The 13,812-nt window shown below is 62.9% G+C and carries 11 protein-coding genes and 2 tRNA genes; 9 read left to right on the top strand and 4 right to left on the bottom strand.

The genetic code is table 11. The features are described 5' to 3' along the window. Positions 1-456: 456 nt before the first annotated feature. Together glnA and SO180_RS40235 are read right to left on the bottom strand one after the other, a co-directional pair. Positions 457-1,866 carry a type I glutamate--ammonia ligase gene (gene glnA / locus SO180_RS40230; protein WP_449384329.1) on the bottom strand — a complete coding sequence of 470 codons (1,410 nt, stop codon included), beginning with the start codon at positions 1,864-1,866 and terminating at the stop codon, positions 457-459. A gap of 152 nt (positions 1,867-2,018) precedes the next feature. Further along, a complete protein-coding gene (locus SO180_RS40235) occupies positions 2,019-2,357 on the bottom strand; it encodes a P-II family nitrogen regulator (protein ID WP_007603495.1) in 339 nt (112 codons plus the stop codon). A 376-nt stretch (positions 2,358-2,733) separates the two neighbouring features. Between SO180_RS40235 and SO180_RS40240 the strand changes: the two genes are divergently transcribed. Further along, positions 2,734-4,233, top strand: a complete 1,500-nt coding sequence (locus SO180_RS40240; RefSeq protein WP_449384330.1) for an NAD(P)H-hydrate dehydratase — start codon at positions 2,734-2,736, stop codon at positions 4,231-4,233. Next, positions 4,233-4,670 (top strand): GNAT family N-acetyltransferase, encoded by a 438-nt coding sequence (locus tag SO180_RS40245; RefSeq protein WP_449384331.1) that lies wholly within the window; start codon positions 4,233-4,235, stop codon positions 4,668-4,670. The genes SO180_RS40240 and SO180_RS40245 overlap by 1 nt, the downstream gene beginning before the upstream one ends. Positions 4,671-4,677: 7 nt before the next feature. Here the strand turns inward: SO180_RS40245 and SO180_RS40250 are convergent, their stop codons facing one another. Further along, complete coding sequence (locus SO180_RS40250; RefSeq protein ID WP_449384337.1) at positions 4,678-5,982, bottom strand: multicopper oxidase family protein; 1,305 nt, start codon at positions 5,980-5,982, stop codon at positions 4,678-4,680. Between the two features lie 156 nt (positions 5,983-6,138). Here SO180_RS40250 and SO180_RS40255 point away from each other — a divergent pair. The 3 genes from SO180_RS40255 to SO180_RS40265 all read left to right on the top strand — a co-directional run bounded on the left by SO180_RS40255 (position 6,139) and on the right by SO180_RS40265 (position 8,667). Next, positions 6,139-6,223 (top strand) — tRNA-Leu (locus SO180_RS40255). 178 nt (positions 6,224-6,401) lie between these two features. Next, complete coding sequence (gene tig, locus SO180_RS40260) at positions 6,402-7,763, top strand: trigger factor (RefSeq protein ID WP_449384332.1); 1,362 nt, start codon at positions 6,402-6,404, stop codon at positions 7,761-7,763. A gap of 268 nt (positions 7,764-8,031) precedes the next feature. After that, positions 8,032-8,667 (top strand): ATP-dependent Clp protease proteolytic subunit, encoded by a 636-nt coding sequence (locus SO180_RS40265; RefSeq protein WP_449384333.1) that lies wholly within the window; start codon positions 8,032-8,034, stop codon positions 8,665-8,667. 57 nt (positions 8,668-8,724) lie between these two features. Here SO180_RS40265 and SO180_RS40270 read toward each other — a convergent pair whose 3' ends face one another. Continuing rightward, entirely contained in the window at positions 8,725-8,937 is a 213-nt protein-coding gene (locus SO180_RS40270) for a hypothetical protein (RefSeq protein WP_449384334.1), read from the bottom strand. A 176-nt stretch (positions 8,938-9,113) separates the two neighbouring features. Between SO180_RS40270 and clpX the strand changes: the two genes are divergently transcribed. From clpX to SO180_RS40290, 4 genes are all read left to right on the top strand, one after another. Next, the gene (gene clpX / locus SO180_RS40275) at positions 9,114-10,385 is read left to right on the top strand and encodes an ATP-dependent Clp protease ATP-binding subunit ClpX (RefSeq protein ID WP_254095610.1); all 1,272 of its coding nucleotides are present in this window, start codon (positions 9,114-9,116) and stop codon (positions 10,383-10,385) included. Positions 10,386-10,704: 319 nt separating this feature from the next. Beyond that, positions 10,705-13,128, top strand: coding sequence for an endopeptidase La (gene lon / locus SO180_RS40280; protein ID WP_449384335.1), 2,424 nt, complete (start codon positions 10,705-10,707; stop codon positions 13,126-13,128). A 59-nt stretch (positions 13,129-13,187) separates the two neighbouring features. After that, a complete protein-coding gene (locus SO180_RS40285; RefSeq protein WP_449384336.1) occupies positions 13,188-13,592 on the top strand; it encodes a GFA family protein in 405 nt (134 codons plus the stop codon). Positions 13,593-13,649: 57 nt separating this feature from the next. Continuing rightward, positions 13,650-13,726, top strand: a tRNA-Val gene (locus SO180_RS40290). The last annotated feature ends 86 nt before the right edge of the window (positions 13,727-13,812 follow it).

The raw sequence follows: 13,812 nt of genomic DNA on the forward strand, positions 1-13,812 counted from the left end.
CAGCCAGCATGGTGAATCAGAAACAAGCTGATTTGGGAATCCCAAATCGATTCAACCTAACCCCATCCCGCTTTAGTCATGCTTCATCCCCGCTCTCTCTCCGGTGCTGTTCTTCTCAGACCGCTGTCTCCGTTCGCTGTTGATCCAGCTACACGCGTTCCTGGTACGCCGGCTCTCATCATCGACGGCCACTACGACGAACGCCGCTCGCCCGGAGATGGCGCCCGCCTGGCAAGGCGTCTGGCGCGCATGGGCGCCGAGGTGACACACCACTCGCTACCAACCGGCCATTCGATCATCGAGGATGACATTCGGATGGCGCGCGAATGGCTGAGGCCATTTCTTCGCGCTGAGTGAGCACGCAGGTGGAGCTTTGGCTCTGCCCATTCTGCCGACTATGCGAACAAAAAAGGCGCCCCTTTCGGAGCGCCTTTCGCTTCTCATGGTCGGGACGGATCAGCCCGAATAGTACATCTCGAACTCAACCGGGTGCGGGGTCATCTCGAAGCGCTCGACCTCGGTCATCTTCAGCTCGATGTAGCTGTCGATGAAGTCGTCGTCGAACACGCCGCCGGCCTTCAGGAAGGCGCGGTCCTTGTCGAGATTTTCCAGCGCCTCACGCAGCGAGCCGCACACCGTCGGGATCTGCTTCAGCTCTTCCTTCGGAAGATCATAGAGGTCCTTGTCCATCGCCGGGCCCGGATCGAGCTTGTTCTTTACGCCGTCGAGGCCGGCCATCAGCATCGCGGCGAAGCCGAGATAGGGGTTGGCGAGCGGATCGGGGAAGCGCACCTCGACGCGCTTGGCTTTGGGCGAAGCGGTGTAGGGGATGCGGCACGAGGCCGAGCGGTTGCGCGCGGAGTAGGCGAGCAGCACCGGCGCTTCATAGCCCGGGACCAGACGCTTGTAGGAGTTGGTGGTCGGGTTGGTGAAGGCATTGATGGCCTTGGCGTGCTTGATGATGCCGGCGATGTAGGACAGGCAGGTCTCCGACAGGTCGGAGTACTTGTTGCCCGCGAACACCGGCTTGCCGTCCTTCCAGATCGACTGGTGCACGTGCATGCCCGAGCCGTTGTCGCCGTAGACCGGCTTCGGCATGAAAGTGGCAGTCTTGCCGTAGATGTGCGCGACCTGGTGGATGCAGTATTTGTAGATCTGCAGGTGATCGGCCATCAGCGTGAGCGTATCGAACTTCATGCCGAGTTCGTGCTGGGCGGAAGCGACCTCGTGGTGATGCTTTTCGACCTTCACGCCCATCTTGGCCATGGCGCCAAGCATCTCCGAGCGCATGTCCTGCACGGAGTCCTGTGGCGGCACCGGGAAGTAGCCGGCCTTGGTGCGGATGCGGTGGCCGAGATTGCCGCCTTCATATTCGGTGTCGGAGTTGGTGGGGAACTCCGCGGAGTCGAGCCGGAAGCCGGTGTTGTAGGGCTGCGCGGAATAGCGCACGTCATCGAACACGAAGAACTCGGCCTCGGGGCCGACGTAAACGGCATCGCCGACGCCCATCGACTTGACCATCGCCTCGGCCTTCTTGGCGATGCCGCGCGGATCGCGGTTGTAGGGCTCGCCGGTGGTCGGCTCGAGCACGTCACAGACGATGACCATGGTGGTCTCCGCGAAGAACGGATCGATCGTCGCGGTGACCGGGTCGGGCATCAGGCACATGTCGGACTCGTTGATCGCCTTCCAGCCGGCGATCGAGGAGCCGTCGAACATCTGGCCTTCGGCGAAGGTGTCCTCCTCGATCATGCTGACGTCGAAGGTCACGTGCTGCCACTTGCCGCGCGGATCGGTGAAACGGAGGTCGACGTATTTGACGTCGTTATCCTTGATCGCTTTCAGGACGTCTTTGGCGGTCTTCATGCATACCCCTTTTGGCTCTGCGGGTCGGTTTCCGGACTACGAGCGACGTTGTTCTCGCTTGTTGAGGCGCGCGAGTGCACAAACAACGTCAGGCCGCCAAGGCAGCCTTTTTTCTTAGGTAGAGTGTCGCAAAATTCGGGATAGCACCCGGCTCAGATAGCGTCCAGCCCGGATTCGCCGGTTCGGATGCGGATCGCTTCTTCGATGTTGGAGACGAAGATCTTGCCGTCGCCGATGCGCCCGGTCTGCGCCGCACGGCGGATCGCGTCGATCGCGCGCTCGACCAGGTCGTCGCCGATCACGATTTCGATTTTGACCTTGGGCAGGAAGTCCACGATGTATTCTGCGCCGCGGTAAAGTTCTGCGTGGCCCTTCTGGCGGCCAAAACCCTTGGCCTCGGTGACCGTAATGCCTTGGAGGCCTACTTCCTGAAGCGCCTCTTTCACCTCGTCGAGCTTGAATGGCTTGATGATGGCTTCGATTTTCTTCACTGCGCGCCTCCCGGCCTTTCGATCAAATAGCAACGTCTTCGTCAGGATGCGCTCTGTCATCGCGCGGAGTTGTCTTCTGTCCCAAGCTGCCTGACCAGCCCGGGCGGTGGCCGGCCACACCCTGATGAATGCCAGTGAGCACGACGAACCGATGCGGCTTCCTCAAAAGCAGGGTCTATGCCAAGTTGCAAATGCCCTGATTTTTGGAGCTTTATCAGCCTTTTAACGAGCATCTCGGATAGGTGGGCCAACTAGTCCAAAATAGCGAAGACTACGAAATAGGCAAACAGTTCAATCTGTGTGCAGATTGCGGACTTCAGCCCGAGATCGGCACGGAAACTGCCTGTTGAAAAGGCGTTTGTACCAGGGAAATGGCATGGAAGTACTGACCAACGCTGAAATGCAGCGGGCCGACCAGCTCACCATCGCGGCCGGCACGCCAGGTTTCAAGCTGATGCTGAGTGCCGGCCAAGCGGTCGCCGAAGCCGCGAGCGCGCTGGCGGAGGAGGGGCCGATCCTGGTGGTGGCCGGCCCCGGCAACAATGGCGGCGACGGCTTTGTCGCCGCAGCCGAGCTGGCAGCCCAAGGGCGCGAGGTCTCCGTCATCCTGATGTGCGAGCGCGACCAGCTCCAGGGCGATGCGGCCTCCGCCGCGCGCGGCTGGAAGCATCCGCTCTTGCCGTTCAATCCGCAGGCGATCGGCAGGCCCGCGCTGATCATCGATGCGTTGTTCGGCGCCGGTCTCAGTCGCCCGCTCGAAGGCGAGGCGCGTGAGATGATCGCGGCGATCAACGCCAATGGCGCGCCGGTGCTGGCCGTCGATCTGCCGAGTGGCATCAACGGCACCAGTGCAAGCGTGATGGGCGTTGCGGTGAACGCCACCGAGACCGTCACCTTCTTCCGCAAGAAGCCCGCGCATCTTCTGTTGCCCGGCCGGATCCATTGCGGCCGCGTACGTGTCGCCGACATCGGCATCGACGATCAGGTGCTTCACGAGATCAAGCCGCAGCTGTTCGAGAACGAGCCGGACTTTTGGGGGGCGACATTTCCTGTGCCGCGGATCGACGGCCACAAATACGCGCGCGGCCACGTGCTCGCGGTATCCGGTGATGCGGCGGCAACCGGCGCTGCACGTCTCGCCGCGCGCGGCGCGCTGCGTGCCGGCGCTGGGCTCGTAACCTTGGCCAGCCCGCGCGATGCGCTCGCGATCAATGCCGGCGCGTTGACGGCGGTGATGGTCCGACCGGTCGACACTGCGATCGAGTTCGGCGAGCTCCTCTCCGACAAGCGCTACAATACCTGCATCATCGGTCCGGGCACCGGCACGGGGACGCGCACCTGCGACTTCGTCCACACCGCGCTCTCGTCGCAACGACACTTGGTGCTCGATGCGGATGCGCTGACGAGCTTTGCCGCCAACCCCGAGCGGCTGTTTGAATCGATCAAGTCGTCGCGCGATAGCGATGTCGTGCTGACGCCGCATGAGGGCGAGTTTCCGCGCCTGTTCTCCGACCTCAGCAACAAGCATCCCGGCCGCTCAAAGCTCGAGCGCGTCCGTGCCGCCGCTGAGCGCTGCGGCGCGGTCGTGCTTTTGAAGGGACCGGACACCACCATCGCCGCGCCCGATGGTCGTGCGACGATCGCAGCCAACGCGCCGCCCTGGCTCGCGACGGCCGGTGCCGGCGACGTGCTCTCAGGCATCATCGCGGGACTCCTGGCGCAGGGCGTGCCGGCCTTCGAGGCCGCGAGCATTGGCGTGTGGATGCATGGTGAGGCGGCGGGTGAGGCCGGCCCCGGCCTGATTGCGGAGGACCTGACCGAGACGCTGCCGGCGGTGCACCGGCGGATTTATGATGCGCTGGGGGTGAAGTACTAGTGCTCAGACAGCTCGCGCTGGTCGATATGGATGCGGCCGCACGGGTCCATCGCATCGCCTTCGACGATGCGATGCCGTGGCTGGTCGGGCTGCACACGCCCAATGAGGACCGCTGGTTCTATCGCGAGCGAGTCTTCGCTGCGTGCCGTCTGTGGGGATGCTTTGCCGGGGACGCGTTAGTTGGAATCGTGGCTTTCCGCGACGACTGGATCGAACAACTCTACGTGCTGCCCGACGCGCAAGGGCGAGGCGTCGGCACCGCGCTGCTCGACGTCGCCAAGAGCGCCTTCGAACACCTGCAGCTCTGGACCTTCCAACGCAACGTTCGAGCTCGACGCTTCTACGAGGCCCGTGGGTTCGAGCTGGTCGAGGAGAGCGACGGGACGAGGAATGAGGAGAAAGAACCGGACGCTCGCTACGTCTGGAGCCGCCCGTAGGGCTTGCTCACTCCACCGTGTACCAGCGGATGAGCCGCGGTGCGGCCCAGTCGGTCGCGACGGACTCGATCAACCAACGTCCAGGGTATGTCGCCGCGAACGCGACGCGCTGGGTTTGGCCCGGCTCGATCGCGAGCGTGTCGAGCCAGTATGGCTTCCAGCCGTCGTCGAGCCTGTCGAGCAGGCGGAAATGATGGCCATGCAGGTGAAGGGCGGTGGTGACTGGCCCAGGGTTCTTCAAGGCCAACACGACAGTACGACCGGCCTTGGCCCGAAAGGCTGGGGCGGATGAGGCGAAGGAGCTTGCTGCGTGGGTCCAACCGGCATCAGGGGCGCCGAGCGCGACATCGAACCGCAGGGCGTTTTTCAGATCGAGCTGGATGGGAAGGTCATTCGAGGGGAGCGGCGGTGGCGGCAGCAGCGGCGCGCGTCGCTCGAACCAGCCGGTGATCGCGAGGGTCCCGATCTGGCGCGCCTCCTTGCCGTCATGCAGCAGGAATGAGGCCGATGCGGCCGTATCCACAAATGCGTCCGCGCGCGCACCTGGGGCGAGCACCAGAGCCCCGTTGCGAGCCGGGAAGGGCTCGGCAGGCTGTCCGTCCAGGGCCATCACGCGGACCTCGTAATTTTCCAATTTGATTGCCAGAACAGTACGTTGGGAGCCGTTGATAAAGCGCAGCCGCAGTCGCTGATTGCCGGATGCTGAGAGCTCGAATGAAGTCCGTCCGTTGAGGGTGTAGAGTGGTGTCGTCTCTCTGGGATCGGTGCCCGGGGCGATTGCGATCCCATCCGGCCGCAGGCGCCATTCCTCGATCAGCAGCACCTCATCACGATCCACGAGGACGCGGTCGGCCTCGTCGACGATGATCGGGAGCGGCCGTGTAGGCTGCTTCAGGCCCTCCTCGAGCAGGCTGAGGTCGGCCAGCAGCGTCCCGGCGTGAGGCATTGAAATCATTGATGTTGCTGTCGTTCCCGGCGCAACAGCAGCGCCGCCCAGCAGCGGCTCGGCAGCCGCCGCGCCATCGAGGCCGTACCAGACTGGTGCGACTGGCACAGGCAAATCGTTGCGGAAGGTCACCTCGCAGCGGTCACCGCGCCTGAGATGGACGGCACCAGGTGGATTTAGCGCTGCGAGCTCCCAGATTGGTGTAGCTGCCTGCCTCGGCCTCAGAGCCAGCGTCGCAGGTCGTGCCTGGAGGGTGAGCCGCACAGCTGCCGGTGGCGTTGCTCCGCCCTCGGCCAGACCCGCCGCCGAGGCCGCCAGGCCGGCCAAAACCTCACGTCGGGTCGGGGCAAAAAATTGCTTCGTCATGAGGGTGATGCGGACCACGCCGCGCTGGATAAGTCCAGCCGTCGCGCCTATCTGAAGGGGGCATCCACACGGCCATTTTTTTGCTGCGAACAGGCGGGCACATGCTATAAGCCCGGCCGCCCGCGGGCATCGCGGCCGGTCTTGATGCAAATTCACGCGGGCGTGGCGGAACTGGTAGACGCGCTGGATTTAGGTTCCAGTGACGAAAGTTGTGGGGGTTCGAGTCCCTCCGCCCGCACCAAGCGCTTTCAGCGTTTGCACGGATTACTGAAGGGCCTCGTTCCTCATGGACGTTTTGTCCGTGGAGGTAGGTCCGATGAACCACCGGCGCAGAGGCGTTTTGCCCGCGCGCCGGATCGATTGATGACAAATGTCGCGGCGGCTAGCGCCGTGACGAAGCGAGAAGAAGATTGGACGCCATGCAGGTCACAGAGACCCTCTCGGAAGGATTGAAGCACGAGTTCAAGATCAGCGTTGCCGCGTCTGATCTCGATGCCAAGGCCGACGCCAAGCTCGTCGACCTCAAGGACAAGGTGCGCCTCAACGGCTTCCGTCCCGGCAAGGTGCCGGTTGCTCACCTGAAGAAGGTCTACGGCCGTTCGGTGATGGCCGAGACCATCGACCAGACCATTCGCGACACCAACACGCAGATCTTCCAGGAGCGCGGCTTCCGCCTTGCGACCGAGCCGAAGATTACCATGCCGACCGAGCAGAAAGAGGTCGAGGAATTGCTCTCGGGCAAGTCCGACCTGACCTACACAGTCGCGATCGAGGTGGTGCCGCCGATCCAGCTCGCCGACTTCAAGAGCTTCCAGGTCGAGAAACCGGTCGCCGACGTGACCGATGTCGAGGTCGACGAGGCCATCAAGCGCATCGCCGACAACAACCGCAGCTACGCCGACAAGGGTGAGGGCGCCAAGGCGGCCTCCGGCGATCGCGTCACCGTCAACTTCAAGGGTACCATCAACGGCGAAGCGTTCGAGGGCGGCACCGGCGAGGGCATCCAGGTCCAGATCGGCTCCAACACCTTCATCCCCGGTTTCGAGGATCAGCTCATCGGCATCGGCGTGGGCGAGACCCGCACTGTGAAGGCGTCGTTCCCGAAGAACTACATGAGCGACAAGCTCGCCGGGAAAGACGCCGAGTTCGAGACCACCGCGACGCTGATCGAGGCGCCGCAGGACACCAAGATCGACGACGAGTTTGCCAAGTCGCTCGGCCTTGAATCGCTGGACAAGCTGAAGGAAGCCGCGCGCGAGCGGCTGGTGGCCGAGTTCGCCACCGCGACGCGTCAGCGCGTCAAGCGCGCGCTGCTCGATCGTCTCGACGAGGCCCATCGCTTCGATGCGCCGCCCTCGCTGATCGACGAGGAGTTCAATCTGATGTGGAACTCGGTCAAGGCCGAGATGGACTCCGCCGGCAAGACTTTTGCCGACGAGGACACCACCGAGGAGAAGGCGAGGGACGAGTATCGCAAGATCGCCGACCGCCGCGTGCGGCTCGGTCTCGTGTTGTCGGAGATCGGCGAGAAGAACAAGATCACCGTGACCGACGACGAGGTCGGTCGCGCGGTGATCGAGCGTGCGCGCCAGGTGCCCGGCCGCGAGAAGGAAGTGTGGGACTATTACCGCAACAATGCCAACGCGCTGGCCCAGCTTCGTGCGCCGATCTATGAGGACAAGGTGGTCGACTTCATCCTCGAGCTCGCCAACGTGACCGAGAAGAAGGTCTCGCGCGAGGAGCTCTACAAGGACGACGAGGCGGACAAGACCGCTGCGTAAGGCTTAGCAAGAAAGCCTTCCGTTAAGGATGATCAGCGGAAGCGGGCGCGCTAGCCAGGTGGCCGGCTGGGCCTGTTTCCGCGAATCAGCTTCAACGGGTCTTGTCGGATTAAGCCTTAATTTGCGCTGGCCTTGTCAGGAGCGAATTGGGCTATATCTGTGGCTACCTACTCAAGTCCTGCATCACGGGACGTCCATCCGCGCTAGGCAATTCCAGCCAAGACTGTCTTGCCGCGAGGATGTCCGCCTCTAAAAACCTAGGTGACTCATGCGCGATCCGGTTGAAACCTACATGAACCTCGTGCCCATGGTGGTCGAGCAGACCAACCGTGGCGAGCGCGCCTACGACATCTTCTCGCGCCTGTTGAAGGAGCGCATCATCTTCGTGACCGGACCGGTCGAGGACGGCATGTCGACGCTGATCGTCGCGCAGCTTCTGTTCCTCGAAGCCGAGAATCCGAAGAAGGAAATCTCGATGTACATCAACTCGCCGGGCGGCGTGGTGACGTCGGGCCTTGCGATCTACGACACCATGCAGTTCATCCGCCCGCCGGTCTCCACGCTCTGCACGGGACAGGCGGCCTCGATGGGCTCGCTGCTGCTCGCCGCCGGCGAGAAGGACATGCGCTTCTCGCTGCCGAACGCGCGCATCATGGTGCACCAGCCCTCCGGCGGCTTCCAGGGCCAGGCCACCGACATCATGCTGCACGCGCAGGAAATCCTGAACCTGAAGAAGCGGCTCAACGAGATCTACGTCAAGCACACCGGGCAGACCTACAAGTCGATCGAGGATGCGCTGGAACGCGACAAGTTCCTCACGGCAAACGACGCCAAGGAATTCGGACTCGTCGACAAGGTGATCGACAAGCGGGCTGAGGATCCGGCGCCGCCGAAAGGCCCGTAGCACTACCGATATGGTAACGGCGATCCCCGGAATTACCTGGGATCGTCAGGGCGGCCTTCACGTTAATGGCGCGTCGTGCGGCGCAAAAAAGCAGTTTTGCGCCTCGCGGCAGGCGGAAAGTTCCGCTTTCGTGCTGGTTCTTTCGTGGTAATCCAGCAACGCCCGGGTGATTTCGATCACTTCCCCCGTGCCAAGACGTGAAATCACGGTATTGTCACGGGTAGCCGGCGACCCCCGATTAGCGAATTCTTGATAGTCGGGTGACAGCATGGTTGGCTACGACTGATGGGCTAAGATCGCGGGAGAATCGAGTGACCGTGATTCGCACGGGATGTAACGCGTAGGGTCTTTTTTGGTACGGAATTTGCTCTATTTGAACTATACCGGCTGTCGTGCCGGAATGGAGCGATCGAGCGGACGGGATCGAACCGCGGACGGAGACATGAATGAGTAAGGTCGGCACGAGCGACTCCAAGAACACGCTGTATTGCTCGTTCTGCGGCAAGAGCCAGCACGAAGTCCGCAAACTGATCGCGGGTCCCACGGTCTTCATTTGCGACGAGTGCGTCGAGCTCTGCATGGACATCATCCGTGAGGAGAACAAGTCCTCGCTGGTGAAGTCGCGCGACGGTATTCCGACGCCGAAGGAAATCTGCAAGGTGCTGGACGACTACGTGATCGGCCAGAGCCATGCGAAGAAGGTTCTCTCGGTCGCGGTGCACAACCACTACAAGCGCCTCAACCACCAGACCAAGCACAACGACGTCGAGCTCGCGAAGTCGAACATCCTGCTGATCGGTCCGACCGGCTCGGGCAAGACGCTGCTCGCGCAGACGCTCGCCCGCATCCTGGACGTGCCCTTCACGATGGCCGATGCGACGACGCTGACCGAAGCCGGCTATGTCGGTGAGGACGTCGAGAACATCATCCTGAAGCTGCTCCAGGCCGCCGACTACAATGTCGAGCGCGCGCAGCGCGGCATCGTCTACATCGACGAGATCGACAAGATCAGCCGCAAGTCCGACAACCCGTCGATCACCCGAGACGTGTCGGGTGAGGGCGTGCAGCAGGCACTCCTGAAGATCATGGAAGGCACGGTGGCTTCGGTCCCCCCGCAGGGCGGCCGCAAGCATCCGCAGCAGGAGTTCCTGCAAGTGGACACCACCAACATCCTGTTCATCTGCGGCGGCGCCTTCTCGGGCCTCGAGAAGATCATCTCGGCGCGCGGCCGGTCGACCTCGATCGGCTTCGGTGCCTCGGTGATGGCACCGGAAGATCGCCGCACCGGCGAGATCTTCCGTCACGTCGAGCCCGAGGATCTCCTGAAGTACGGCCTCATCCCTGAGTTCGTCGGCCGTCTGCCGGTCGTTGCGACGCTCGAGGACCTCGACGAGACCTCGCTGAAGAAGATTCTGACCGACCCGAAGAACGCGCTGGTCAAGCAGTATCAGCGCCTGTTCGAGATGGAGAACATCGAGCTGACCTTCGCCGACGAGGCGCTTGGCGCGGTTGCCCGCAAGGCGATCGAGCGCAAGACCGGCGCGCGCGGACTGCGCTCGATCCTCGAGGCGATCCTGCTCGAGACCATGTTCGATCTGCCGGGCCTGGAAGGTGTGGAAGAGGTCGTGATCTCCCGCGAGGTCGTGGAAGGCACGGCGCGTCCGCTCTACATCTACGCCGATCGCTCCGATCGCGCGGTCGAAAATGCCAGCGCCTGAACGGTGCTGGTCTGAGCCTTCGAACCTCTCGAATTGACGGCTGCGGAACGTGTCTCCGCAGCCGGTGCTGCGTCGCTCGTCCCGCGTGCGTAAGCGCTGAATGGCGCGCGTTTTTCAATGGCTTGACACCCCCCGGGTCGATAGCCACCTAATGTCAACGGCGAGCAGGAATTCTCTTCAAGATTCGCCTCACTTCGATCCGGCGAAGCCGGTCCAAGCTTTAGGGCCTACTGGTTTTGCGGATCACCTCGGCACCTTGTGGCGGTTGCGCTAGCTACGGCGGGCTGCGTGCAAGGGGGCAAAGCAAAAGGAAAAGGCCATGACCAATCCCAAACCCCGGCCAACCATCATTCACGGCGAAGCGCACGCTTATCCCGTGCTTCCCTTGCGCGACATCGTCGTCTTCCCGCACATGATCGTGCCGCTCTTCGTTGGCCGCGAGAAGTCGATCCGCGCGCTCGAAGAGGTGATGAAGAACGATGCGCTGATCATGCTCGCGACGCAGAAGAACGCGTCCGACGATGATCCGGCGCCCGATGCGATTTACGAGACCGGTACGCTCGCCAGCGTGTTGCAGCTCCTGAAGCTTCCCGACGGCACCGTGAAGGTGCTGGTCGAAGGGCTCGAGCGCGCGCGCGTGGAGAAGTACACCGATCGCGCCGACTATTACGAAGCGACCGCGGTCGCGCTCGCCGACACCGATGCCAAGTCGGTCGAGGCCGAAGCGCTGGCACGCTCGGTCGTGTCCGACTTCGAGAGCTATGTGAAGCTCAACAAGAAGATCTCGGCCGAGGTCGTTGGCGTCGTGCAGGCGATCACCGATTTCGCCAAGCTCGCCGACACCGTTGCCTCGCATCTCGCCGTCAAGATCGCGGATCGGCAAGGAATTCTGGAGACGCTGTCCGTCACTTCGCGCCTGGAGAAGGTGTTGGGGCTGATGGAGAGCGAGATCTCGGTGCTGCAAGTCGAGAAGCGCATCCGCTCGCGCGTCAAGCGCCAGATGGAGAAGACCCAGCGCGAGTACTATCTCAACGAGCAGATGAAGGCGATTCAGAAGGAGCTCGGCGACGACGATGGTCGCGATGAGCTCGCTGATCTCGAAGAGAAGATATCGAAGACCAAGCTGTCGAAGGAAGCGCGCGAGAAGGCGCAGCACGAGCTGAAGAAGCTGCGCCAGATGTCGCCGATGTCCGCGGAAGCGACCGTCGTGCGCAACTATCTGGATTGGCTCCTGTCGATCCCGTGGAACAAGAAGTCCAAGGTCAAGAAGGATCTGGAAGCCGCGCAGGCGGTTCTCGATGCCGATCACTACGGGCTTGAGAAGGTCAAGGACCGCATCGTCGAGTATCTTGCGGTGCAGTCGCGCGCCAACAAGCTCACGGGTCCGATCCTGTGCCTGGTCGGCCCGCCCGGCGTCGGCAAGACCTCGCTCGGCAAGTCGATCGCCAAGGCGACGGGGCGCGAATTCGTGCGCGTCTCGCTCGGCGGCGTGCGCGACGAGGCCGAGATCCGCGGTCATCGCCGCACCTATATCGGCTCGATGCCCGGCAAGATCATCCAGTCGATGCGCAAGGCGAAGTCGTCCAATCCGCTGTTCCTCTTGGACGAGATCGACAAGATGGGCGCCGACTTCCGCGGCGATCCGTCCTCGGCGCTGCTCGAGGTCCTGGACCCCGAGCAGAACTCGACCTTCAACGACCACTATCTCGAGGTCGACTACGATCTCTCCAACGTGATGTTCATCACGACCGCGAATACGCTCAATATTCCGGGGCCGCTGATGGACCGCATGGAGATCATCCGGATCGCGGGCTACACCGAGAACGAGAAGGTCGAGATCGCGCGCAAGCACCTGATCCCGAACGCGGTGTCCAAGCACGGTCTGGACTCCAAGGAGTTCTCGATCGACGATGACGCGCTTTTGCTTCTGATCCGCCGCTACACCCGCGAAGCGGGCGTGCGCAATCTGGAGCGTGAGCTCTCGACACTCGCCCGCAAGGCGGTGAAGGAGCTGATGATCTCGAAGAAGAAGTCGGTCAAGGTCACCGAGAAGACTCTGGAAGAGTTTCTGGGTGTGCCGAAGTACCGCTTCGGCGAGATCGAGAGCGAGCCGCAGGTCGGCATCGTCACCGGCCTTGCATGGACCGATGTCGGCGGCGAACTGCTGACGATCGAAGGCGTCATGATGCCCGGCAAGGGCAAGATGACGGTCACGGGCAATCTGCGCGACGTCATGAAGGAGTCGATCTCGGCGGCGGCATCCTACGTCCGCTCCCGCGCGATCAACTACGGTGTCGAGCCGCCGATGTTCGACAGGCGCGACATCCACGTGCACGTGCCGGAGGGTGCTACCCCGAAGGACGGTCCGTCCGCGGGCGTTGCGATGGCCACCGCGATCATCTCGGTCATGACCGGCATCCCGGTCCGCCACGATGTCGCAATGACTGGCGAGATCACGCTGCGCGGTCGCGTGCTGCCGATCGGCGGTCTGAAGGAGAAGCTCCTGGCTGCCGCCCGCGGCGGCATCAAGACGGTGCTGATCCCTGAGGACAACGCCAAGGATCTCACGGAGATTTCCGATGCGATCAAGGGCGGCATGGACATCGTCCCGGTCTCGCGGCTCGACGACGTCGTCGCCCGCGCGCTGGTGAAGAAGCCGGTGCCGATCGTCTGGGAAGAGGACACCAAGGTGACGGTGAAGCCGGACGGCGACGAAGCAGCCGGCGGCCTGACCGCTCACTGACCGGCCAAAGATGTTAAAACGGCGCCTTCGGGCGCCGTTTTTGTTTCGGGAGCATGGGCATGCAGATTGACGGACAATGCCATTGCGGCCGGGTCAGCTACGCGGCGGAGATCGATCCGGATGCCGTCTCGGTGTGCCACTGCAACGATTGCCAAGCGCTGACCGGGTCTCCCTTCCGGGTGACCGCGGTTTGCTCCGGGCAGACCATCCGGCTGACCGGCGGAAAGCCCAAGGTCTATGGCAAGCGCGGCGACAACGGCCGGATGCGCTTCCAGCATTTCTGCGGCGACTGCGGTTCCCCGTTGTTCACCAGCGGCGAGGGTACCGAAGCCGACGATTGGGGCATCCGCTGGGGCAGCATCCGCCAGCGCGAGGCCTTGCGGCCGAGCCGGCAGATCTGGTGTCAGTCGGCGGCGCTGTGGATCGACGCCGTGCCGGGGCTGCCCGGCCGGCCCAGGGACTAACACTGATTGACGGTCGGCCTTGCCCCACCGGGGGGCTAGGGCTAAAGAGGCGGCGAGGGGCGGTTAGCTCAGCTGGTTAGAGCATCTCGTTTACACCGAGAGGGTCCGCGGTTCGAATCCGTGACCGCCCACCAGCCTTCGCTTGTCCGGCCCGAAGACATGGGTAACGGACCGTACCTAAGACATGGGTGACAGCCTCGTGCCGAACGGGTTGTCGAGG

Source organism: Bradyrhizobium sp. UFLA05-112, assembly GCF_053572325.1.